The organism is Reyranella sp. (assembly GCF_030651995.1).
In the GTDB taxonomy this organism is placed as follows: Bacteria; Pseudomonadota; Alphaproteobacteria; order Reyranellales; family Reyranellaceae; genus Reyranella.
In genome coordinates, this window is record NZ_JAUSBN010000066.1 from 37,374 (window position 1) to 57,815 (window position 20,442).

Below are 20,442 nucleotides of genomic sequence, written 5' to 3' on the forward strand. Positions count from 1 at the left end.
CCACGTCTGTTGCCCATCCTTCGAGACGCATCGCTGCGCGATGCTCCTCAGGATGAGGAAGGGGAGATAGCAAATGCCCACGATCAACGGTGAACGACTGCTCGCCGACCTTCGGCGCATTGCCGATTTCGGCCGCTACCAGACCGGCGTGCACCGGCCGCATCTGTCACCCCAGGATGTGGAGAGCCGGCACTGGCTCGCGGCGCGTATGAAGGAAGCGGGCCTCGAGCCGGTGATCGACGGCATCGGCACGGTGATCGGCAAGAGTCCGAAGACCGGCCCGCGGATCCTGATCGGCTCGCACTCCGACACCCAGCCGCGCGGCGGCTGGCTCGATGGCGTCATGGGCGTGATCTACGGGCTCGAAGTGGCGCGGGCGCTGGCGGAAGATCCCGAAACGGCGCATCTCGCCGTCGACGTCGCCTCCTGGGCCGACGAGGAGGGCCATTGGGGCCAGATGACCGGCAGCCGCTCTTTCATCGGCATCTTCTCCGAGGCCGATATCGACAAGGCCAGGCACCGCGACGAGGGCACGCCGATGCGCGAGGCCCTGAAGGCGGCCGGTCTCGAAGGCGTGCCGCGCGAGCACCTGGAGGAGGGACGGTATCGCGGCTATCTCGAAGCCCATATCGAGCAGGGCGGCCTGCTGGAAGCGGGTGAGAAGCACATCGGCATCGTCACGGCGATCGTCGGAATCATGCAGTTCCGCCTGACCTTCAGCGGCATCCAGAACCATGCGGGCACGACCCCCATGCCGATCCGCAAGGATGCCGGTGTCGCCATGATGCGGCTCTACAACGACGTGATGGACAAGTTCCCCGCCGTCGCGGGCCCGCGCAGCGTGTGGACGGTCGGCAAGATGGTGCTGGAGCCGGGTGCGCCGGCGATCGTTCCCGGCCGGGCCGAGATGATTCTCCAGTTCCGTGACGCCGACCAGAAGATCCTGCAGGCTTTCGAGGCGAAGCTTATGGAGATCGTGGCGGACCACCAGAAGAACAGTCCCTGCACCGTCGAATGCGTGAACCTCTCACGCACCCAGCCATTGCTGATGGACGAGCGCTTCCTCGAGGCGATCGAGGAGTCGGCGGCGGTCCATGCGCCGGACAAACACGTTCGCATGCCGTCGGGCGCGGGCCACGATGCGCAGGTGATCGGGCTGAAGATGCCGGCAGCCATGATGTTCGTGCCCTCGATCGGCGGGATCTCGCATCACTTCACCGAGAACACCCATGACGCCGACATCGTGCTGGGATGCCAGGTCTTCGCCGACGCCACGGCGAAAATTCTGAAGGGAAACTGACGGGCGACGACGCTATCCTGCTCCTCGTCGAGCGAGGAGCCGGGATGTCGAAGGTCACGCGCGCCACCAAGGCGCTGGAGCAGGCGAAGGTCGCCTTCACAGTCCACACCTACGACTATGATCCCGATGCCGACAAGGTCGGCCTGCAGGCGGCCGAGGCGCTGGGCGAGGCGCCGGCGCGCGTGCTCAAGACCCTGATGACCCTGGTCGACGGCAAGCCCGCCTGCGTGATCGTACCCTCCGATCGCGAGGTCTCGATGAAGAAGCTGGCCGCGTCCTTCAAGGGGAAGTCGGCCGAGATGATGAAGCCCGCCGACGCCGAGCGGATGACCGGCTACAAGGTCGGCGGCATCAGCCCGTTCGGCCAGATGCGGCCCGTGCGGACAGCCCTCGAGGCCTAGGCGATGGCGCACGAACTCGTCTTCCTCAACGGCGGCCAGCGCGGCCTGCAGGTGCGGATGTCCCCGCAGGACGTCGCGATGGTGCTGAAAGCCGTCGTGGCGCCTCTGGTGGCGTAGCGCCTTCGCCTACTGCGCCGCCGCCAGATAGCGGGCGAGGCCACCCGCCTTGTCGGGTGGCAGCCTGGAGGGGGTGCCGTTCAGGCGAATGCCCAGTTCGCAGGCTTCCTCGCCCGAGAGCTTCGCGAGGTTCTGCAGCTTTTCGAAGTCGTCGGGCGTCAGGCCTGCCTCGACGAGCAGGCCTCGCGCTTCGGTGTCATTCGGCACCGGCGGCGGCGCGGCGGCGCCCGGCTTCAGCGCCATGCGGCCCGAGCGATAGGCCTTCTCCATGGCCGTGAGCATGTTGCGCATCAATTGCTGGCCTTGCGGGTCGAGCCGGTCGGCATGCTGGATGCCGATCAGCGCAAGCTCGCGACAGGCCTGGACGTTGGTGCCGCGCAGGTGCCGCATCAACGCGATGCGCGCCGCCAGCACGCTCTCGGCATCGGCGGCGTCGGCCGCCTTCAAGGCCGGCACGATGTGGGTGGCGCGCAACTCGCTCATCAGCACCAGGGGACGCGGTGCGCCCTGGGTCGTCGGATTGCGCAGCTCCTCCTTCAGCGAGGCGCGCAGCCGTGGCTCGGCGTCGGGCACGTCTGCCAGCACCAGGCCGACGAGAGGCAGAGTGCGCGCTTCCACCATGGCATTGTCGACCATCTGGGTGTCGTCGCCGGTCAGGGCCTCGAGCCCGTAGACCGCGCCGGCGGCGGCCAGCGCCCCGGCGATTGCCGCCGCCACCGACCGCGTCAGACGCTGCCGGGAGGAGGCCGTGCGGCCAAACAGATAGAGGGCGGCACCGGCCGCCACGGCCACGACGACGACGACGGCGATCTTCTCCACCAGCTACTCCTGTTTGCACGCACGGCCGAACATGGTAATCGCGCTACCCTGCCGCCTGGATGCGGTAGAATGTGAGCAACGCAGACCGCAAACCATGCCGATCCATGTCGATGTCTTCCATCCCGGCCGGCTGATCATCGCCGTCGTTCGAGGCGCGTTCACGGCAGACGATGTCCGCGAAGCCGTGCAGCAGGTGCTCGCAAGCGACGTCCTGCACTATGGCAAGATCATCGACATTGCCTCGCCCACCGCTCCGGTGGACAAGGCAGCCGTCGAGGCGATCGCCGCTCTCGTTTCCCGGAACGGCGACAAGCCGCGAGGGCCGCTGGCTTTCGTCGTCAGTCCCGGCCAGGCGGCCGACAATGCCGAAACCTTCGCCCGTCTCACCGCTGGTCTGCGCCCGGTGAAGGTGTTTCAGAGCCTTCACGAGGCGCGAAAGTGGCTCGCCGAGAACTCCCGGTCGTAGCGGCGGCCGGCAGCAATCCGTCCCTGGCGCAAGCCTATTCGAAGCAGCGGGCGCTGCGGATGGTGCAGGAATTGCTGGGCACCCGCGCATTGCATTCGTTCCAGGCGGATTGTTCGGCCGCCTCGCGCGTCGCCATGCCGGCCGACACGCCGAACAGGCGTTCGTTGTCGGTCGCGACGGCCCCCCAGACGTCCTGGGCCTGGGCTGTCGCCACGAGTGCCGCGGTCATCGCGAGCAAGGTGGTGAGCAGGATCGTCGGTCTCTTCATCATCGTGCGTGCTTCTCGAGGAAAGTGCGGACGCGCGTGATCGATTCCTGCAGGAACTGCGGCCCGCGCCAATCCTTCTGCACTTCGATGTAGGGCGCGAGCGCCGCAATCTCGTCGCTGGTATGGGCGGGGTGCGGCTTGTCGGTACCCGGCTGCAGCAGCAACGGTGTCCTGCAGTTTCTCACGAAGTCGCGCGTGACCGAGAAGACGAAGTCCTGGCCGAACATGTTCCGGCCGAAGCTCTGGATCGTGGCCTCGGAGATCGAGGCATCGCGCGCCCGCACGGTCTCGCTGTAGCCTTGTACGGCCGCATCCCAGGTGTCGCGGTTCTCCCACAGGCCGATCGGATTCTGCAGCACGGCGGCGGCAACGCGGTCCGGTGCCTGTTCGATCGCCTCGAAGCAGTAGCTGCCGCCGATGCAGCCACCCATCACCGAGAAGCGCCCGAAGCCCAGATGGTCGATCAGCGCGAGATGGTCGGCGGCAAACGTGTGCCAGCCATGGTCTGCCTTCACGTCGGCCACCGATCTGCCCGCGTTCCGCTGGTCCATCGAGATGACGGTGAACCTGTCGGCGAGTGCGACACGGGGATCCATCCAGGAACGCCGCGCGCCATCGGCGCCGGGCCCCCAGAACTCGATCGCCGAACGCAGGCCGCCCGGTGCGTAGAGCAGCAGCGGAAAGCCTTTGCCGTGGACCTCGTAGTGGATCTCGGCATCGGGCCGCTTCAGGATCGGCATGCACTCGCCTCCGTTCGATCAACCCTGCGGCTTATAGCCGATCGAATCGATGATCGTCTTCCAGCGTGCGAGGTCCGCCGTCATCCGCTCCGTGACCTGGGCGGGCGTCGAAGTCTCGACGTCCAGACCCAGCCCGACCAGTCTGCTCTGGATTTCGGGAATCGCCAGGACCGCCTTCAATTCCTTGCCCCACGCATCGATCAGCGGGGCCGGGGTCTTGGGCGGTGCGAAGAAGACGTACCAGCCGAGGATCGAGAGCTGCGGATAGCCCAGCTGGGTGATGGTGGGAATCTCGGGCGCCGACGTCGTTGGCTTCACGCCGGACGTGAAGATCACCTTCACCTTGCCGGCGCGGTGATGCTCCAGGAAGTCGGTGATGCCGCCGCAGCCGGCCGCGATATGGCCACCCTGCAGGTCGGCGACCAGCGGCGCGGCGCCTCGATAAGGCACCGGCTCGAGCGGAATGCCGACCGCCTTGCCGGCCATGACGCCGAAGAAGTGCGTGAAGGAACCCAGGGCCGTCGTGCCGAACGAGGCGCGCGTCGGGTTCTTCTTCAGCCACTCGACGTATTCCTTGAGGTTGCTGACACCGATGGTCGGCGACACGCAGAAGGCGGTCTGAACCGTTCCGGCGAGCGTGATCGGGGCGAGGTCGGTCAGCGGGTCGAACGGCACGCCGGGCATGGTGAGCTTCTGCACGATGGTCGCTGACGGCACGTAGGCGATGGTCGTGCCGTCGGTGGGTGCGTTCTTGAGGTCTGCCGCCGCGATCGTGCCGGAGGCGCCGGCCTTGTTTTCGATGATGACGTTGCGGCCGGTGCGCTGCTTCAGCGGTTCGGCGAGCAGGCGCGCCATCACGTCGGTGCCGCCGCCGGCGGGGAATCCGACGAGGATCTTCAGCGGCTTGTCGGGCAGGCCGGTCTGCTGGGCGCGCACGCTCGCCGCAAGCGGTGCAGTCAGTGCCGCGCCGGTCATCAGGATCGAAGTGCGCCGGCCGATCTTCCTCATTGTCATGCTCGTTTCCTCCAGGACGTTTCTTGTTAAGACACCAGACTCCATGCGAGCTCGGCCCGTTCTCGCGCGGACTTGCTCATCTTGATTGATTCGGGGTTGGACGAGTTGCCCTGCAGGCCGCGGCGGTAGACGCCCTGCGCGATGGCGGCGAGGCGGAACAGGGAGAAGGCCAGGTAGTAGTTCCAGTTGGGAATCGACGTGCGCCCGGTCCGTCGGCAGTAGGCGGCGACATACTCCTGTTCGGTGGGAAGCCCCAGCGTCGCGAAGTCGACTGTGGCGAAACCGTGCGGCGGTTCCTTCAGGTGATAGCCGAGACAATTGTAGGCGACGTCGCACAAGGGGTGGCCGAGCGTCGACAGCTCCCAGTCGAGCACCGCCACCACGCGGGGTTCGGTCGGATGGACGATCAGGTTGCCCAACCGATAGTCGCCGTGGACGATGGTGGTGGGATCGCCGTCGTCGGGGATGTTCTCCGGCAGCCAGGACGAGAGCTTGTCCATGGCCGGAATGTCCTCGGTCTTGAGCTCGGCATACTGCCGGCTCCAGCGCGAAATCTGGCGGGCGATGTACTGGCCGCTGCGGCCGTAATCGCCGAGCCCGACCTTCACGGGATCGACCTTGTGCAGCCGGGCGAGCACGTCATTCATGGAATTGAAGATCGCGGTGCGTTCGGCCGGAGTCTGGTCGGGCATTGCCGCGTTCACGAGGATGCGCCCGGGCACGGCTTCCATGACGTAGAACATCTGGCCGAGGACGGCGTCGTCGTCGCACAGCAGCCGGGCCGGGGCGACGGGCACGTCGGTCGCGGCGAGGGCGGAGATCACGCGGAACTCGCGGTCGACCTGATGCGCCGAGGCGACCAGCTGACCGGGCGGCTTCTTGCGCAGCACGAAGTCCCGGCGGCCATCTTCCATGTCGGCGGCGACGAAGAAGGTCGGATTGGAATGGCCGGAGTCGAACTGGCGGACCTCAAGCCCGCCGCGATAGCCTTCGAGCTTCTCGCGGAAGTAGCGATCGAGGGAGTCCACGTCGAAACGGTGGCGCTCCATCACGGGGACGGTGTCGGCGTATGTCGGCATGTGGCGTCGAGCGTAATGTCGGCGTGCGCCGTTGCGCAAACACTGCATCCCGCAGGGAGGAACGTGCGGGAACTCTGTCTTCAAGGAGGCGTTACCGGCACCAGCGAGGTTCCGTGGTTCAAAAATCAATCGAGAGTGTACCGACCGTCCACGTCCAGGGCGGGTCGGCGATACGTCGTCCGTTGATCGTCCTGGCGGTCTGCGCGGTTGGTGTCGTGGCCTATCTGGCGCGCGACTTCCTCATTCCCACCGCCGCCGCGATCGTCCTCGCCCTGATCATGACGCCGGTCGCCAAGAAGTTCGAACGCCTGCGACTTCCCCCGACGGCCGCGGCAGGTGCCTCCGTCTCGCTGCTCGCCCTTGTGGTCGCAGGCGTGCTGGCGGTGTCTGCGCCGGCCCTGTCCGCATGGGCCGAACAGGCCCCCTACCTGACTTACACGCTCGAGCGGAAGCTCGAGGGGCTGCGCAAGTCGCTGGCCTTCGTGAAACAGGTTACCGACCGGGTAGAGCAGGCAACCCAGGCACAGCCCGCGCAAGCCAACACGGAACGGAAGCCGCCCGAGACGGTCGTCGTCCGGGAGCAGTCCCTGCTCTCGGAGCTCATGAGCACGACGCCGGCGGTGCTCCTGCAGATCGGCTACGCAGCCGTCCTGTCGTTCATGATTCTCGCGCACCGTAACGACCACAAGAGGCAGATCCTCCGGGTGCCGATCAACTTCACGACCCGCGTGCGGATTGCGCGGGTCATGCGGGACATCAACGACCGCGTCGGCACCTACCTGTTCGCCCTGGTGGTCATCTACTCGCTGGTGGCAGTGGTCTCGACCATCGTGCTGGCGTTGCTGGGATTTCCCAATCCGATCCTGTGGGGTGTGCTGGTGGGCCTCGCGTCCTTCGTGCCGTTCGTCGGACCGCCGGTGGCGATCGGCCTGGTCGCCTTCGTTGCGCTCCTGACCTACGACGACTGGGTACACATGCTGGCGGCGCCCGCGATCCTCGCGGCCATTCATTTCGTGGAGTCCCAGCTCATCACGCCGGCCTTCGTCAGTCGGCGCTGCGCGCTCAACACGGTTGCGGTGTTTTCCGGCGTCGCTTTTCTCGGATGGATGTGGGGGGCGGTGGGCGCGATCGTGGCGGTGCCGCTGTTGATCCTCATCAGCACGGTCGCCGCGCATCTGCCGTCGCTGCGCTGGCTGGAAGTCCTGTTGTCGGAGGATCGCCCCGTGAGCGACCGGTTGGCGGTTAAGCCGCCGCTTGCGTCGGTGACGCCGGTTCAGGTGCGGCGTCGCCGGGTGGCTACGAAGTAGCCGAGGCCCAGCAGGCCCCAGAAGGCACCGACGATCGCCGAGGCGCCGGCGGGATTGAGCTGGCTCTCCAATAGCGACAAGGCAGAAAACGTCAGGAAGATCGCGCCGACGGCAACGGCGAGCGCGGCACCGACCGTGAGCAGGGCGCGGTTCACCGCGTCCTGCGCGGCGATGCGCAGCGAACGGGCCGCGGCAGAGCTTGCCGCGACCCGGAGCAGGGGGCCGATCATCGAGGGGCTCTTCTCCAGACGAGGCCGGACGGGGGTTGGCCGGCTATTGCCGGCGACAAAGCCAGCCTGCGAGGAAGCCGATCCCGACCACGGCCGCGAGCGTCGTCAGCGGGTGTGCCTCGGTCTGCTCCACGAGTTTGTCGGTCGCCTTGTTCTTCAGGCTGATCGTGTCCTCGGCGATCGCCTTGGCGGTGTCACCGTACTTGGCGATCAGCTCGCGGGCCGAGTTGAGCGTCTCTTCGAGAGCTTCCTCCCCACGGGCTACCATCGACTGGCCGGTGCCGCTCATCGATTCCGTGAGTTCCTCGAGCTGGGCCTTGAGAAGGGCGATCTCCTTGGCGAGATCCTTGCCGTTGGCGTGGCTGGCAGCGCGCATGTGTGGTCCTCCGGTGAGATGCAAACAGGGTTGTCTGGGTGACGAAACGCCCTGCTAGGCCGGAGGTTGCGACCCTAGCCGTCCCAGACGTTGCGGGGCATGGGCAGCCGCTCGAAATCGGCCTCCCGCAGGGGTCTGTCGTGGCTCACGCCCTCCCGCTCCAGCAGCATCATCCACTGGCGGACGTGCTGGCCGGAATGCCAGGTCGTGCGCTCCAGCAACTCATGCAGGCTCTGCGCGCCGTAGTAGGTCGAAAGCATGCGTGCGGCGCCGGTATCCCCGTGGGCCCACCAGTTGCGGAAACGCTCCTGGACGGCGGCGCCATAGGCCGCCACCGAAGCCGTGTCGGCATCGGCCGCCGGCTCTTCGCGGAACGCCGCCTGCACCAGGGGCGTGCCCTGCTCGGCATCGAGGAAGGCTGTGACCACACGGAAGAGATGGAAGGCGAGCGCGCGATAGCTGCGAGGGCGGCCCGGTACGTGGACGTGTAGCTTCTCGTACGGCATGAGCGGCAGCAGCCCGATGGCGGCGCTCATGAACTTGTCGAGGCGTGCATAGAGTTCTGCGGGCGGGAGTTCGGGGCCCGATTTCTCCTGCAAGCCGAGAAAGGCCACGATCTCCCGCGTGCTCTGACCGAAGATGAAATCGGCACCGCGCGACAGCACAGGCACGGACCGTGCGCCGAGCGCCTGCAGCTCTGCGAGGCCGGCCGGATCTTCGCGGACATTGACGGAGACGAAGTCGATCCCACGGATCGATAGAAACTCTTTGAGTCTCAGGCAGCTCGTTCAACCGGGCTGCCAGAAGACCTTCAACGGCTCTGTCATGGCTTGCTCCTGAGGTCGCTCAATTGGCGGTCGGGATACCCGGCCTGTCAAGCGGCGTGCGCCACCTCGGAGGTCTGGAGCGGCTAGGCCTTGCGGTGGCAGACCACGCAGATCTTGTTGCCGTCGAGGTCGCGGAGATACGCACCGTAGTAGTTGGGATGATAGTGTGCGCGAAGGCCGGGTGCGCCCTCATCCTTGCCGCCCGCGGCCAAGGCCGCCTTGTGCGCGGCATCGACGGCGCCGCGGTCGGGCGCCTCGAGGCCGATCGTGATGCCGTTGCCGACCGAGGCCGCTGCCTTGTCGATCGGACTGAGGATCCAGAGCTGGGGCCGCCCGCCCGCCGGCCCGTAGCCGACGGCGTGCGGATAATCCATATGACGCACCAGGCCGAGCGGTTGCAGCAACGCGTCGTAGAAGGGCTTGGCCTTGCCCACATCGTTGCTGCCGATCGTCACGTGACTGAACATGGATGGTCTCCCCCGTATCCGGCTCCTCAGGATGCCGCAGTCGCGGGACGCGGCAAGCCAAAATGATCGCGCAAGGTGGTGCCTTCGTAGGCGGTCCGGAACAGTCCGCGCTTCTGGAGGATGGGCACAACCTCGGCCACGAACACGTCGAGCATCGACGGTAGCAAAGGCGGCATGAGGTTGAAGCCGTCGGCCGCGCCGTCGTTGAACCAGTCTTCGATCAGGTCGGCGATCTGCTCAGGTGTGCCGGCGGTGGTGAAATGGCCGCGCGCACCAGCGAGATAGGCGAGCAGCTGGCGCAGGGTGAACTTCTCCCGCCGGACCAGTCCGACGATCACTTCGGTGCGGCTTCGCGCGGCCTGGACCGTGCCGGGATCGGGGAAATCCTCGGCCGTGAGAGGGCGGTCGAGCGGCAGGTGCGAGAAGTCGTGGCCGCCGAACCGGCCGCTCAGCCGTTTGCGCCCGACTTCCGGATCGGTGAGTTCGTTCAGCTCCTTCGCAAGCCGCTTCGCCTCCGTCTCGGTCGAGGCGATCACAGGACTGAGGCCGGGCAGGATCAGGACCTGCTCGGACGGACGGCCCTCCGCCGCCGCGAGCTTCTTGAGGTCGGCATAGAATTCCTGGGCGGTGGTCTTTTCCATCTGGGCAGTGAAGACCGCCTCGGCATGGCGCGCGGCGAAGCGGCGGCCGGTGTCGGACGAGCCTGCCTGCACGAACACCGGCCGACCCTGCGGTCCGCGCGGCATGTTGAGCGGCCCGGCGACGCGATAATATTTGCCCTCGTGATTGATCGGCCGGATGCGATCAGCGTGCGCATAATGGCCGCTCGCGCGATCGTCGAGCACGGCATCGTCGGCCCAGCTGTCCCACAGCGCCTTGGCGACCTGCACGAACTCCTCGCCGCGCTCGTAGCGCTCGTCATGGCTCACCAGGCCCGTGCCGCCGAAGTTGCGCGCGGCCGGGGCCAACCAGGAGGTGACGATGTTCCAGCCGACCCGGCCGCCGCTGATATGGTCGAGGGAACCGAATTGCCGCGCGAGGTTGAACGGTTCGGAGTAGGTGGTCGACGCCGTGGCGATCAAGCCGATGCGTTGCGTCGAACCGGCGATGGCGGCAAGCGCCGTGATCGGCTCGAGCCAGGTGCTGGCGGCATGCGCTACCGTGTCGGCCAGGGCGAGCTGGTCGGCCAGGAAGATCGAATCGAAAAGGCCGGCCTCAGCACGTCGCGCGAGGTCGCGATAATACTCGATGTCGGTCAGCGCGAGCGGCGAGGAGTCGGGATGCCGCCACGAGGCTTCGTGGTGGCCGCGGCTCTGGATGAACAGGTTGAGGTGGAGCTGTCGCTTCATCCTCTCACTGTGCAGCCGGCGCATAGACCGACGCAAGCTGGCGCGACACGAGTCGCGCATAGAGACCGCCGCGCGAAACCAGCGAGGCGTGCGTTCCACTTTCCGCAACGCGGCCCTCGTCGAGCACCATGATCAGGTCGGCATCGCGTACCGTCGACAGGCGATGCGCGATCACAATGGTCGTGCGGTCGGCCTTCAGCACGTCGAGGGCGCGCCGCACCGCCTGTTCGTTGACTGCGTCGAGATGCGACGTCGCCTCGTCGAGGATCAGGATCGGGGCATCCTTAAGGAAGGCGCGGGCTATGGCCACCCGCTGGCGCTGGCCACCGCTCAGGCTGGTGCCGCGCTCACCCACGGGCGAGTCGAGACCCTGCGGCAGCGTCGCGACCAGTTCGCCCAGCGACGCATGTTCTACTGCGGCCAGAAGTTCAGCCTCCTTGGCCCCGGGCCGCGCGATCAGGATGTTGGCCCGCAACGTGTCGTTGAACAGGTAGGTGTCCTGCGCCACGAGGGCCACGAGACCGCGCAGCTCGTCGAGCCTGTAGTCGCGGAGATCCGTGCCGTTCAGGGTGATGCGCCCGGCATCGGGATCCCAGAAGCGCATCAGGAGCTGAGCCGTCGTGGTCTTGCCCGCGCCCGACGTCCCGACCAGCGCCACCGTCTTGCCGGCGGGGATGGCGAAGGTGACGTCGCAGAGGGCGCGCCGCGTCTGCCCGGGATAGGTGAAGTTCACCTCTTCGAGGGCGAGTGCCGCCGCGCCGCGCGCCGGAGGCACGCCGGGCCCGTCGCGCACCGGGATCGGCTCGTTGGCCAGCGCATAGACGCGCCGCGTGGCGCCCAGCGTGTCGGCAAGCTGGCGGCCGATCTGCGCGACCTCGGAAACCGGCAGGAAGGCCGACATGGCGAGGATGGTCATCAGCGGCAGCAGGCCGGGATCGAGCGTACCCTGCGCGGCGAGGATCGCGCCGACGACGACGATGGCGAGGCCGCCCAGGCCCGTCAGCACTTCCAGGATGGCGTGCTGCATCGTGAGCTCTCTGAAGAAGGGCGGGCGCAGGGCGATGTGGCGGTCCGACAGCTCGTCGAGCTTGTCGCCGCGCGCGCGCTCCTGCTGGTTGGCGACGATCTCGCCCAGCCCCTGCACCGAGTCGACGGCGAAGGCGCCGAGTTCGCCGGCCGCCTCGCGCGCCTGGCTGCCGAGCCGGTCCACCCTCTTGCGCATCAGGAAGGGGCTCAGGCCCACGGCCAGCAGGAACGGCACCAGCGTGATCGCCAGCCAGCCGCTCGTCGTGGCGAGCGCGATCACCACGGCGGCGGGGATGAGGATGGCCACGAACGCCGGCGCCACCGTGTGGGCGAAGAAATACTCGACCAGCTCGATGTCGTGCGTGGCCAGCGCCATCAGGTCGCCGGTGCGACGGCGCGTGAGATAGGCAGGCGCCAGCGCGTCGAGCTTGCGGAAGGCGTCGATGCGCATCTCGGCCAACAGGCGGAAAGCCATGTCGTGGGCCAGCCAGGATTCGAACCAGTGCAGGATTCCCGAGACGGGCGCCAGAATGGCGAGCGCGATGGCGAGGCCGCCATAGGGCTCGTGGTTCTTGAGCGCCAGCACGATCAGGGCGGAGAGCACCCCGATACCGATGAACGAGACGACACGGGCCACGCCCAGCAGGAAGGTGGCGGTGAGCTTGCCCTTCCACGGCATGATGACTTTCATCAGAGCCACAACGACCTGGTACCAGGTGAGGCCTTCGGCCTTGATGATGCCTTCGGTGACGGGCTTCACCGCGCCACCCGACGTGCTGGCGATCGTCTCGACGCGCTGCGGCGCGACGAGGGTGTCGAGCGTGACGCCGGCCTGCTGCTCGCGCGCCTGCTCGGCCATGAGCTGCGCATAGACGCCGCCCTGGCTCATCAGCGCGGCGTGCTTGCCCTGTTCGGCGACATGGCCGCGGTCGAGCACGAGGATGCGGTCGCAGTCGATCACGCTGGACAGGCGGTGCGCCAGGATCAGTGTCGTGCGGCCCTGCATCAGCCGGTCGAGCGCTTCCTGGATCACCGCCTCGTTCTCGGCGTCGACGGCGGAGAGGGCTTCGTCGAGCACCAGGATCGGCGTGTCGCGCAGCAGTGCGCGGGCGATCGCCACCCGCTGGCGCTGGCCGCCGGACAGCTTGATGCCCTTCTCGCCGATGATGGTCGCGTAGCCCTGCGGCAGGCTCTCGATGAAGTCATGGATGTTGGCGGCTCTTGCCGCATCCTCCATCTCTTCGCGCGAGGCGCCCGGCCGGCCGAGGCGGATATTCTCCTCGACCGTGCCATGGAACAGGAACGTGTCCTGGTTCACCACGGAGATCAGCGAGCGGATCTGCGCGAAGGACAGCGTGCGCAGGTCGTGGCCGCCCAGCAGGATGCGGCCGTGGTCGGGATCGTAGAAGCGCAGCAGCAGGCGCACGATCGACGACTTGCCGCCCCCCGACGAACCGACGAGGCCCAGCCGCTCGCCGGCGGCGGCCGTGAAGTTCAGCCGCTCGTGCACGGTGCGGCGCGTGCCGGGATAGGAGAAGCGCACATCCTCGAAGGCGATGGTGGGGGCGAGAAGGCCGTCGAGCCGGGCCGGCGCCGGGTCGATCACCGACGGTGTGTCGTCGAGGATGCGGTAGATGCCCTGCGCCGCCGAGAGGCCGACCATGCCCTGGTGCAGCACCGAGCGCAGCTCGCGCATCGGCCGGAAGATCTCGATGCCGAGCATCAGGATGACGAGCAGCGAGGTGAGCGTCATGGCGCCGGCCTCGACCCGTGAGGCGCCGTAGATCAGTGCCGCCGCGGCGCCGCCCGCGATCGAGGTGTCGGTGATGCCGCGCGCCAGCGAGTTGGTGCCCAGCACCCACATGGTGCGCCGGAAGAGATCGCGGGCTTCCACTTCGAGCTTGTCGGCGCGCGCCTTGCCCTGGCCGAACGCCTTCAGGGTCGCCAGACCCTGGATCGAATCGAGGAACTCGGCGGCGAACGACTTGTAGGCGGTCATGCGCGCGATCGAGGCGCGCACGTCCCATTTGTGCCAGAGGGCCGGGGCGAACAGCGCGACCAGCGCGAAGCCCAGCATGACCAGCGCCACCGGCAGGTCGATGAAGGAGATGACGACGAAGATCAGCAGCGGCGTCAGCAGCGCGATCAGGAACTGCGGCAGGAACTGCCCGAAATAGGTTTCGAGCTGCTCGACGCCGTCGATCATGGAGAGGGTGAGACCGCCGGAGCGCTGCCGGCCGACCGTTGCCGGGCCGAGGGAGGCGACCTTGTCGTAGAGCGTGCGGCGCAGCACCTTCTGGACCCGTGCGGCCGTCTCGTGCGCCAGCACGGCGCGCCAGTGCTCGGCCACGCCGCGCAGCACCATCACCCCGGCGATCAGCAGGATCGGAACCACGAGCTCCTGCAGCGGCCGTCCGACGAAGATCTGGCCGATCAGCCAGCCGAGAAGCCCGAGCCGCGCGATGCCGCAGCCCACGCCCAGGAGGCCGACGGCGACGGTGGCGGCGATGCGGGTACGCACGCCTTTGGTGAAGACGAGCAGGCGGGGTTCGATGTGCATGGTGCGATGCTAGGGCGAACATCCGTATACGTCAGTCCACAAATTGGAAAACCACGTGTACAATTTTGAACATGGACACCAACTGGGACGATCTTCGCGTTTTTCTGGCCCTGGCGCGTGGCGGCACGCTGACGACGGCGGCCAAGGCGCTCGGTGTCAGCCATCCCACGGTGGCGCGTCGTGTGCAGGCGCTGGAGCAGCAAATCGGCGCGCGGCTCTTCGAACGCCTGCCCGACCGATTTGTACCCACCAGCGCCGGCGAGGAGTTGCTGGCCGACACCGAGGCGATGGAGAAGGCTGCCCACTCCATCCATCGCCGCAGCGCCGGGCTCAGCGACACGGTGAGCGGCACGGTGCGCCTGTCGGCGGAGGAGGCGACCGCCGCCCTGATCGCACGTTATTCCGCCGAACTCAGAAGCAAGCTGCCGCAGATCGAGTTCGAGGTGATCTCGAGTCACACGCTGGCCAATCTGTCGCGCCGCGAGGCCGACCTCCTGATCCGCGAGCAGGTCCCCGAACTCGGCGACATCGTCGCGCGCAAGCTGGGACGCCTGGCCTATGCGGTCTATGCCGCGCGAGATTTTCCGGTGAAGCGGTCCACGCCGGCGGCGCTGGCCGCGCTCTCGTGGGTCGGCTTCGACGACGACCATCTTCGCATGCAGGGGCAGAGCTGGCTGCTGGCCTTTCGCGGCGGACGCCGTCCGGAGATTCGCGGGAACAACTGGCTGGTGCTGCACGAGGCGGCCCGCACCGGCGCCGGCCTCGCCGTGCTGCCCTGCCATCTCGGCGATCCCGACCCACTGCTGCGCCGGGTCTGCGGCGTCATCCCCGACGTCTTTGCCGACCAGTGGCTACTGGTCCATCGCGACCTGCGCGCCCTGCCGCGCGTGCGGGCCGTGATGGATGCGGTGATCGAGCTGTTCCAGCGCGAGCGGCCTTTGCTGGAGGGCCATCTGGCGGCGCGTCATGCCTTCAAGTGAGGTGGTCGAGACCCGGCTCGACCTGATCACGATGCAGATGCAGCAGCTCGCCGAGATCGTCGGGCGCTACACCGTGAGCAGCATCAGCGACCCGGCGACGGAACAGAGCAATTACGCCCTGATCCAGGCGCTGCAGTCCGACCTCGGCGACTTCGACAAGCTGACCACGGCGGGGGACATCCTCACCCACAACGGCTCGGCCTATATCCGGCTCGCGCGCGGCGACTCCGACCAGTACCTTGGCGTTTCCGGAAGCGCGCTCACATGGAAGGACCTCGTGATCGACTTGGCTTCAAGCCAAGTGGCGGGAGTTCTGCCGCGCGCCAATGGTGGCTTCATGCCATCGCAGAATGCGGTTTCTCTGGCTGCTAACGTTGCTATTGGGGCGACGGGAACCTGGGTCACGGGACCCTCGTTCGCGCAAGGCTCCTCCGGGGTTTGGTTGGCATGGGGGACAGTCACCATCAATGCAGGCGCGTCCAGCGCGAGGGTGTCGGCGCGCCTGACTGATGGCACGAACGTCAAGGCCAGCACGACCACTACTTGGCCGAGCGCTGTCACACCCGCTGTCGTTTCTCTGAGCCTGAGTGGATTTTTTGCCAACCCGCCGGGCGACATCCGGATCCAGGGCCTGAATGCCGACAGCACGGGGGGTGGATTTATCTACAACCAGTCCGGTCAAGGGAAAGACTGCACCCTGAACGTGATCAGGATCGCTTGATGATCACCATGCTCCCCGCCACCGAGGACGATGCCCACGAACTGGCGCCGCTTCTGCGCGCCGAGGATCGGGCGGAAGTGCTGGCGCTCGGCGTCGCGCCGGCCGACGGTCTGCTGCAGAGCCTCGCTGCCGCCCGCGAGGCCTGGACCTGGCGCGATGACGGCCGGATCATCTGCATGGCGGGGGTCGCGCCCTTCAGCCTGATCGGTGCGACGGGCGTTCCATGGCTGCTCGGCTCGCCGCTGGTCGCCAGCCATCGCCGGGCTTTCATGGTCGAGACCCGCCGCACGGTGGCGCGCTGGCTCATGATGTTCGGTGTTCTGCGTAACGTGGTCGACGACCGCTATGCCGCCGCTCACCGCTGGCTGCGTTGGCTCGGCTTCGAGATCGGTGAGCCGTTCACTCTTGCCAATGGCCGGTTCCGCGTCGTTCACAAGGAGGCCTCATGAAGGGCTTTTATCATCGCAACAGCTTCGCGGCGGTCAGGATTCCGCAGCCCGTCTGGGGGCCGGCGGCGCTTGCCCTGACCGCGCTCAGCACGATCATGAGCGTGGTCGGCCAGGTCGGGCAGCAGAACGCGCAGGCGCAGGCTGCCAGCGCAAATGCCGCTCAGGCTCGCTATCAGGCGCAGGTCGCCGCGCAGAGCCAGGAGCTGATGCAGCGGCAGGCCGCCGATGCGACCCAGCGCGGGCAGGTCGCGGAAGAGAACCGGCGGCGCCTGACCGCCCAGCAGATCGGCCGGCAACAGGCCGCTTTTGCGGCACAGGGCACCGACCTCGAAGGCAGTCCGACCGATATCGTGGGTGACACGGCCGCGGCCGGTGAAATGGAGGCCCTGACCCTGCGCTCACAGGCGGCGCGGCAGGCCTACGAACATCATATCGCCGGTGTGGGCTATGGCAACTCGGGCATTCTGTTGAGCAACCGAGCCCTCAACTCAGCTCACCAGCCGAACTATCTGGGCGTCGGCGCGTCGCTGCTGTCGAGTGCATCGACCCTCGCTGAGAAGTGGCGGAACTTTCAGTCGAGCAGCGGGCCGTAACCATCGTCGCGTAGGCAATGAGTCTTGCGACCGTCCCGTTGTTCGCGACCATATTCAAGATGGGTCAAGCCCCTATCAACGTACCGGCCGCACTGCTAATTTCGCGCCATGTCTGGTCTTCACATCAACTACTCGCCAAGAATGACGGCAGCTCTCGTCGAAGCTGGGGCATTCAAGGAACAGCCCTTTACGGTCGTGGATGTCGGCGCCCGCGGCGGGGTCGCCTCGTACTGGTCAGTCTTCGGCGATCATTTGCGCATCATCGGTTTCGATCTGGACCCTGACGAATGCGCGCGCCTCAATGCCATCGATCCCCGGACGCAGTACCTGCCCTACGCACTCGATCGTCAGAGCCATCGCCGGACCGTATATGTCGCCAATTATTCCGCTTCGAGTTCGTTCTACCGAACTGATGCCGCCTATTTCGACCGCTACACAGCAGGTCAGAATGCCGTCGTGATGTCCGAGCCGACGCTGGAGACCACAACCCTTTCAGCCGCGCTGGCATCGATCGGGCTTTACTCTGCGGACTTCATCAAGGTCGATGCCGAAGGTGCGGAGCTCGAGATTCTGCAGGGAGCGCAGGAACTGTTGCCGAGTTTGCAGGGCATCCTGTCCGAAATGCGCTTCACGAAAAAATTCTGCGGATGTCCTGAGTACTGGGAGGTCGAGAAGTATCTGAGAGAGCAGTCATTCGAGCTCTACGACCTGGATGTCTACCGGCTGAGCAAGAAGGCGCTGCCGTATCCGTATCTCTATTCCAACTACTTCGACGACGGTCGCCCCGCGGCCGGTCCGTCAACGCAGGGACAGGTACTTTGGGCAGATGCGCTCTACATGCGGGACCTGCTTGGCACCGCTCCCACAGAACGGAACCTGATCGTTGCGGCCTGCCTCTTCGAAATTTTCGGATTGAGCGATTGTGCCGCGGAATTGATCCTCGCGCACCGCGATACGTTCGGAGCGTTGGTGCCACCGGATCAGCTGCTCGATCTCCTGGTGCCGGAGGTCAAGGGTCAACGCCTGACCTACAGACAGTACATGGACCGCGATCTGGTGGGTGATTCCTTGCTGCGGCCTGCCGATGGCAGACGGTTCCCGGAAGCGGTGATCCCGCAATACGATGGCGAGTTTGTCGCGCCCTGGGAGCGGAAGCCGGAATCCATGTGGCAGCGCATACTTTCAAGGTTCCGTAAGGGATAGCTGCTCTCGAGCGCAGCTATGCCGCGGCTGAAGGGTGCTGCTTACTCCAGTTTGCCAGGTCGCAGGTACTTGTGCGTCCACCGCAGTGTCCGTCTTGCCGACAGAGGAGGAGATTCTTGCTCTCCCATTTCGAAGTGGAGCCGCTCGATCTCTTCGTCAAAGCGCTTCAGATCGCATTTCCCTTGATCGTGTAGTGATCGAACGAGCGCCGAGAAAAGTGCGGCCAGGGCCAATCTCGTCTGATCATGCTCTGACAGTTCAGGCATCTGTTCCTTAGCGATTGTTGCGCTATCTGTGCTGTCAGCGGACGTTGACGACACGGTGCCGCTGGTACCTGGCGTTTGCATGCCTCTCTCCGGTTTGGCGTTCACGGCGGCGTGGTCTTTCGGCCCAGCCGGCTGCGGCGGCAAGGCTGCACCAGTATTCCGAGAAGGACAACGCCGCGGGCCCTTCCGATATCGTGGCTGGCCGCCCTCAGCAAGAAGTCAACTGCGCTAACCGTCTCCTTTGAATGACAGCATTCGTCAGTTTGACATCGAGCGAACGGAACGTTGCATGGTCAGGACAGCGGAATGGCACTCGTGCGCTCGTTCGTTCAGCGGGACGTACGGACCAGCATGCCCAGCGCAAGCAGCATCGCGCGCGACTGGAACCGAAGTCGTAGGGGCGCCACCCCACGGCCGGTCGCCCGGCGGATGTAACGTTCTCGGTCTTCCGCACGAACACAGGGGAGAGGGACGGTAACGCCGGCCTCTCGATATCTTGGCTTGGATATGGAGACGGCCGGGCCTACATGCCGCAAGCCCTCACGGTACGTTGAGAGGAGGCCCGTCATGTCCAATTCCGTCCTGCCGAACAGAAGGAACGTCCTGAAGCTGGGAGCCGGCGTCGGAATCGCCGCCGGGGCGCTGCTCGCGGCCATGCCCTGGCGCGCGCGGCCGGCCGCTGCCGAAGCGGCCTTCAAGGTGACCCGCACGGATGCTGAATGGAAGAAGCTCCTGACGCCGCCGCAATACGCGGTGCTGAGGGGCAACGGGACCGAGCGGCCTTATTCGAGCCCGCTCAACGACGAGCACCGCAAGGGCATCTTTTCCTGCGCCGGCTGCCAGCTCGCCCTGTTTTCGTCGGCCACCAAGTTCGACAGCCGGACCGGCTGGCCGAGCTTCTGGGCGCCGCTCGACAAGGCGGTCGGCACCGAGACCGACACCACGTTCTTCATGAAGCGCACCTCGGTGCACTGCGCCCAGTGCGGCGGCCATCTCGGGCATGTCTTCGACGACGGGCCGAAGCCGACCGGCCTGCGCTACTGCATGAACGGCGTGGCCATGACCTTCGCCGTCGCGGCCACCTAGCGTCAGGTCAGCAACATCAGGAGGGACCCATGACCGGTATCCGCTTCGATCGAGGCCGCCGCGCGGCGCTCCGCCTTTCGGGATTGGCGCTGGCGGGCGCGGCGCTGTACGGCGTCTTGCCGGCCGGGGCGCAGGAAGCGATGGTCGTGGTGCCCGCGCCGGCGCTCGACGAGCGCACGCCCGGGGCCGCGACGGAGACCGCGGTGCTGGCCGGCGGCTGCTTCTGGGGCGTGCAGGCCGTCTACCAGCATGTGAAGGGCGTAACCCGCGCGGTTTCAGGGTATGCCGGCGGTCCCAAGGACAAGGCGGTCTACGGGATGGTGACGTCGGGCCGCACCGGCCATGCCGAGGCGGTCGAAGTGACGTTCGATCCAGGGGTCGTCAGCTACGGCCAGATCCTGCAGATCTTCTTCTCGGTGACCCACAATCCGACGCAGCTCAATCGCCAGGGGCCCGATGTCGGCACGCAATACCGCTCGGCCTTGTTCTTCATCGATCCAGAGCAGCGCCGGATCGCCGAAGCCTATATCGTCCAGCTCGACCAGGCCCGCGTCTTCCCGAAGAAGATCGTGACGCAGCTCAACGACGCCACGCCCTTCTATGCCGCCGAAGCCTACCATCAGGACTACGCGACGCTGAATCCCAATAGTCCCTACATCCTTCGCCACGACCTGCCCAAGATCGAAGGGCTGAAGCGCCTGTTTCCGGCGGCGTGGCGCGCCGATCCCGTGCTGCTGCGCGTGTCCGGCGGCAAGGTCAGGCAATAAATCTGGCCTGCGAACGCGCGGCGGTGAAAGC

21 protein-coding genes and 2 pseudogenes are annotated in these 20,442 nt (G+C 66.5%); 11 read left to right on the forward strand and 12 right to left on the reverse strand.

The window, feature by feature from the left end; translation table 11 throughout:
- Positions 1-73: 73 nt before the first annotated feature.
- Entirely contained in the window at positions 74-1,300 is a 1,227-nt protein-coding gene (locus tag Q7V45_RS20005; protein ID WP_304855297.1) for a hydantoinase/carbamoylase family amidase, read from the forward strand.
- 44 nt (positions 1,301-1,344) lie between these two features.
- Positions 1,345-1,818 (forward strand): annotated as a pseudogene (gene ybaK, locus Q7V45_RS20010) (Cys-tRNA(Pro) deacylase).
- Between the two features lie 9 nt (positions 1,819-1,827).
- Here ybaK and Q7V45_RS20015 read toward each other — a convergent pair.
- Complete coding sequence (locus tag Q7V45_RS20015; protein WP_304855300.1) at positions 1,828-2,637, reverse strand: hypothetical protein; 810 nt, start codon at positions 2,635-2,637, stop codon at positions 1,828-1,830.
- A 94-nt stretch (positions 2,638-2,731) separates the two neighbouring features.
- Here Q7V45_RS20015 and Q7V45_RS20020 point away from each other — a divergent pair, with 94 nt between their 5' ends.
- A complete protein-coding gene (locus tag Q7V45_RS20020; protein WP_304855303.1) occupies positions 2,732-3,103 on the forward strand; it encodes a hypothetical protein in 372 nt (123 codons plus the stop codon).
- A 34-nt stretch (positions 3,104-3,137) separates the two neighbouring features.
- Here the strand turns inward: Q7V45_RS20020 and Q7V45_RS20025 are convergent, their stop codons facing one another.
- The 4 genes from Q7V45_RS20025 to Q7V45_RS20040 are packed head-to-tail and all read right to left on the reverse strand — an operon-like array spanning position 3,138 to position 6,204.
- The gene (locus Q7V45_RS20025) at positions 3,138-3,374 is read right to left on the reverse strand and encodes a hypothetical protein (protein ID WP_304855306.1); all 237 of its coding nucleotides are present in this window, start codon (positions 3,372-3,374) and stop codon (positions 3,138-3,140) included.
- A complete protein-coding gene (locus Q7V45_RS20030) occupies positions 3,371-4,111 on the reverse strand; it encodes an alpha/beta fold hydrolase (protein WP_304855308.1) in 741 nt (246 codons plus the stop codon). Before Q7V45_RS20030 ends, Q7V45_RS20025 begins: the two co-directional genes overlap by 4 nt.
- A gap of 18 nt (positions 4,112-4,129) precedes the next feature.
- Positions 4,130-5,125: a tripartite tricarboxylate transporter substrate binding protein gene (locus Q7V45_RS20035; RefSeq protein ID WP_304855311.1), complete on the reverse strand. Its 996-nt coding sequence runs from the start codon at positions 5,123-5,125 to the stop codon at positions 4,130-4,132.
- Positions 5,126-5,151: 26 nt separating this feature from the next.
- Complete coding sequence (locus tag Q7V45_RS20040) at positions 5,152-6,204, reverse strand: phosphotransferase (protein ID WP_304855314.1); 1,053 nt, start codon at positions 6,202-6,204, stop codon at positions 5,152-5,154.
- A 113-nt stretch (positions 6,205-6,317) separates the two neighbouring features.
- On the opposite strand from Q7V45_RS20040, the gene Q7V45_RS20045 reads away from it, so the two are divergent.
- On the forward strand, positions 6,318-7,511 hold the full coding sequence (locus Q7V45_RS20045) for an AI-2E family transporter (protein WP_304855316.1): 1,194 nt from the start codon (positions 6,318-6,320) through the stop codon (positions 7,509-7,511).
- On the opposite strand, the gene Q7V45_RS20050 is transcribed toward Q7V45_RS20045, so the two are convergent.
- The 7 genes and pseudogenes from Q7V45_RS20050 to Q7V45_RS20075 form a co-directional block, all read right to left on the reverse strand.
- Positions 7,478-7,741 carry a hypothetical protein gene (locus tag Q7V45_RS20050; protein WP_304855319.1) on the reverse strand — a complete coding sequence of 88 codons (264 nt, stop codon included), beginning with the start codon at positions 7,739-7,741 and terminating at the stop codon, positions 7,478-7,480. The genes Q7V45_RS20045 and Q7V45_RS20050 overlap by 34 nt on opposite strands.
- Positions 7,742-7,784: 43 nt before the next feature.
- Complete coding sequence (locus Q7V45_RS20055) at positions 7,785-8,117, reverse strand: hypothetical protein (protein ID WP_304855320.1); 333 nt, start codon at positions 8,115-8,117, stop codon at positions 7,785-7,787.
- Between the two features lie 74 nt (positions 8,118-8,191).
- Positions 8,192-8,788 (reverse strand): DinB family protein, encoded by a 597-nt coding sequence (locus Q7V45_RS20060; protein WP_304855323.1) that lies wholly within the window; start codon positions 8,786-8,788, stop codon positions 8,192-8,194.
- Positions 8,789-8,896 (reverse strand): annotated as a pseudogene (locus Q7V45_RS27070) (hypothetical protein); the annotation flags it as partial. It lies immediately after the preceding gene.
- Between the two features lie 131 nt (positions 8,897-9,027).
- Positions 9,028-9,411: a VOC family protein gene (locus Q7V45_RS20065; RefSeq protein ID WP_304855325.1), complete on the reverse strand. Its 384-nt coding sequence runs from the start codon at positions 9,409-9,411 to the stop codon at positions 9,028-9,030.
- 26 nt (positions 9,412-9,437) lie between these two features.
- A complete protein-coding gene (locus tag Q7V45_RS20070; RefSeq protein WP_304855328.1) occupies positions 9,438-10,760 on the reverse strand; it encodes an LLM class flavin-dependent oxidoreductase in 1,323 nt (440 codons plus the stop codon).
- Positions 10,761-10,764: 4 nt separating this feature from the next.
- Positions 10,765-14,346: an ABC transporter ATP-binding protein gene (locus Q7V45_RS20075; RefSeq protein WP_304855330.1), complete on the reverse strand. Its 3,582-nt coding sequence runs from the start codon at positions 14,344-14,346 to the stop codon at positions 10,765-10,767.
- Positions 14,347-14,417: 71 nt separating this feature from the next.
- Between Q7V45_RS20075 and Q7V45_RS20080 the strand changes: the two genes are divergently transcribed.
- The 7 genes from Q7V45_RS20080 to msrA all read left to right on the forward strand — a co-directional run bounded on the left by Q7V45_RS20080 (position 14,418) and on the right by msrA (position 20,411).
- Positions 14,418-15,326 carry a LysR family transcriptional regulator gene (locus tag Q7V45_RS20080; protein WP_304855333.1) on the forward strand — a complete coding sequence of 303 codons (909 nt, stop codon included), beginning with the start codon at positions 14,418-14,420 and terminating at the stop codon, positions 15,324-15,326.
- A complete protein-coding gene (locus tag Q7V45_RS20085; RefSeq protein WP_304855336.1) occupies positions 15,313-16,047 on the forward strand; it encodes a hypothetical protein in 735 nt (244 codons plus the stop codon). Before Q7V45_RS20080 ends, Q7V45_RS20085 begins: the two co-directional genes overlap by 14 nt.
- Complete coding sequence (locus tag Q7V45_RS20090; protein ID WP_304855339.1) at positions 16,047-16,496, forward strand: hypothetical protein; 450 nt, start codon at positions 16,047-16,049, stop codon at positions 16,494-16,496. The genes Q7V45_RS20085 and Q7V45_RS20090 overlap by 1 nt, the downstream gene beginning before the upstream one ends.
- Positions 16,493-17,089 (forward strand): hypothetical protein, encoded by a 597-nt coding sequence (locus Q7V45_RS20095; RefSeq protein WP_304855341.1) that lies wholly within the window; start codon positions 16,493-16,495, stop codon positions 17,087-17,089. The genes Q7V45_RS20090 and Q7V45_RS20095 overlap by 4 nt, the downstream gene beginning before the upstream one ends.
- A 141-nt stretch (positions 17,090-17,230) precedes the next feature.
- A complete protein-coding gene (locus Q7V45_RS20100) occupies positions 17,231-18,292 on the forward strand; it encodes an FkbM family methyltransferase (RefSeq protein ID WP_304855344.1) in 1,062 nt (353 codons plus the stop codon).
- An 848-nt stretch (positions 18,293-19,140) separates the two neighbouring features.
- Positions 19,141-19,644, forward strand: a complete 504-nt coding sequence (msrB, locus tag Q7V45_RS20105; RefSeq protein WP_370692635.1) for a peptide-methionine (R)-S-oxide reductase MsrB — start codon at positions 19,141-19,143, stop codon at positions 19,642-19,644.
- Between the two features lie 29 nt (positions 19,645-19,673).
- The gene (msrA, locus tag Q7V45_RS20110; protein ID WP_304855346.1) at positions 19,674-20,411 is read left to right on the forward strand and encodes a peptide-methionine (S)-S-oxide reductase MsrA; all 738 of its coding nucleotides are present in this window, start codon (positions 19,674-19,676) and stop codon (positions 20,409-20,411) included.
- Positions 20,412-20,442: the final 31 nt, after the last annotated feature.

Coding starts and splice junctions, on each gene's coding strand:
- Q7V45_RS20005 (WP_304855297.1), top strand. CDS start 74: ATGCCCACGATCAACGGTGAACGACTGCTCGCCGACCTTCGGCGCATT.
- Q7V45_RS20020 (WP_304855303.1), top strand. CDS start 2,732: ATGCCGATCCATGTCGATGTCTTCCATCCCGGCCGGCTGATCATCGCC.
- Q7V45_RS20025 (WP_304855306.1), bottom strand. CDS start 3,374: ATGATGAAGAGACCGACGATCCTGCTCACCACCTTGCTCGCGATGACC.
- Q7V45_RS20030 (WP_304855308.1), bottom strand. CDS start 4,111: ATGCCGATCCTGAAGCGGCCCGATGCCGAGATCCACTACGAGGTCCAC.
- Q7V45_RS20035 (WP_304855311.1), bottom strand. CDS start 5,125: ATGACAATGAGGAAGATCGGCCGGCGCACTTCGATCCTGATGACCGGC.
- Q7V45_RS20040 (WP_304855314.1), bottom strand. CDS start 6,204: ATGCCGACATACGCCGACACCGTCCCCGTGATGGAGCGCCACCGTTTC.
- Q7V45_RS20050 (WP_304855319.1), bottom strand. CDS start 7,741: ATGATCGGCCCCCTGCTCCGGGTCGCGGCAAGCTCTGCCGCGGCCCGT.
- Q7V45_RS20055 (WP_304855320.1), bottom strand. CDS start 8,117: ATGCGCGCTGCCAGCCACGCCAACGGCAAGGATCTCGCCAAGGAGATC.
- Q7V45_RS20065 (WP_304855325.1), bottom strand. CDS start 9,411: ATGTTCAGTCACGTGACGATCGGCAGCAACGATGTGGGCAAGGCCAAG.
- Q7V45_RS20070 (WP_304855328.1), bottom strand. CDS start 10,760: ATGAAGCGACAGCTCCACCTCAACCTGTTCATCCAGAGCCGCGGCCAC.
- Q7V45_RS20075 (WP_304855330.1), bottom strand. CDS start 14,346: ATGCACATCGAACCCCGCCTGCTCGTCTTCACCAAAGGCGTGCGTACC.
- Q7V45_RS20080 (WP_304855333.1), top strand. CDS start 14,418: ATGGACACCAACTGGGACGATCTTCGCGTTTTTCTGGCCCTGGCGCGT.
- Q7V45_RS20085 (WP_304855336.1), top strand. CDS start 15,313: ATGCCTTCAAGTGAGGTGGTCGAGACCCGGCTCGACCTGATCACGATG.
- Q7V45_RS20090 (WP_304855339.1), top strand. CDS start 16,047: ATGATCACCATGCTCCCCGCCACCGAGGACGATGCCCACGAACTGGCG.
- Q7V45_RS20095 (WP_304855341.1), top strand. CDS start 16,493: ATGAAGGGCTTTTATCATCGCAACAGCTTCGCGGCGGTCAGGATTCCG.
- Q7V45_RS20100 (WP_304855344.1), top strand. CDS start 17,231: ATGACGGCAGCTCTCGTCGAAGCTGGGGCATTCAAGGAACAGCCCTTT.
- msrA (WP_304855346.1), top strand. CDS start 19,674: ATGACCGGTATCCGCTTCGATCGAGGCCGCCGCGCGGCGCTCCGCCTT.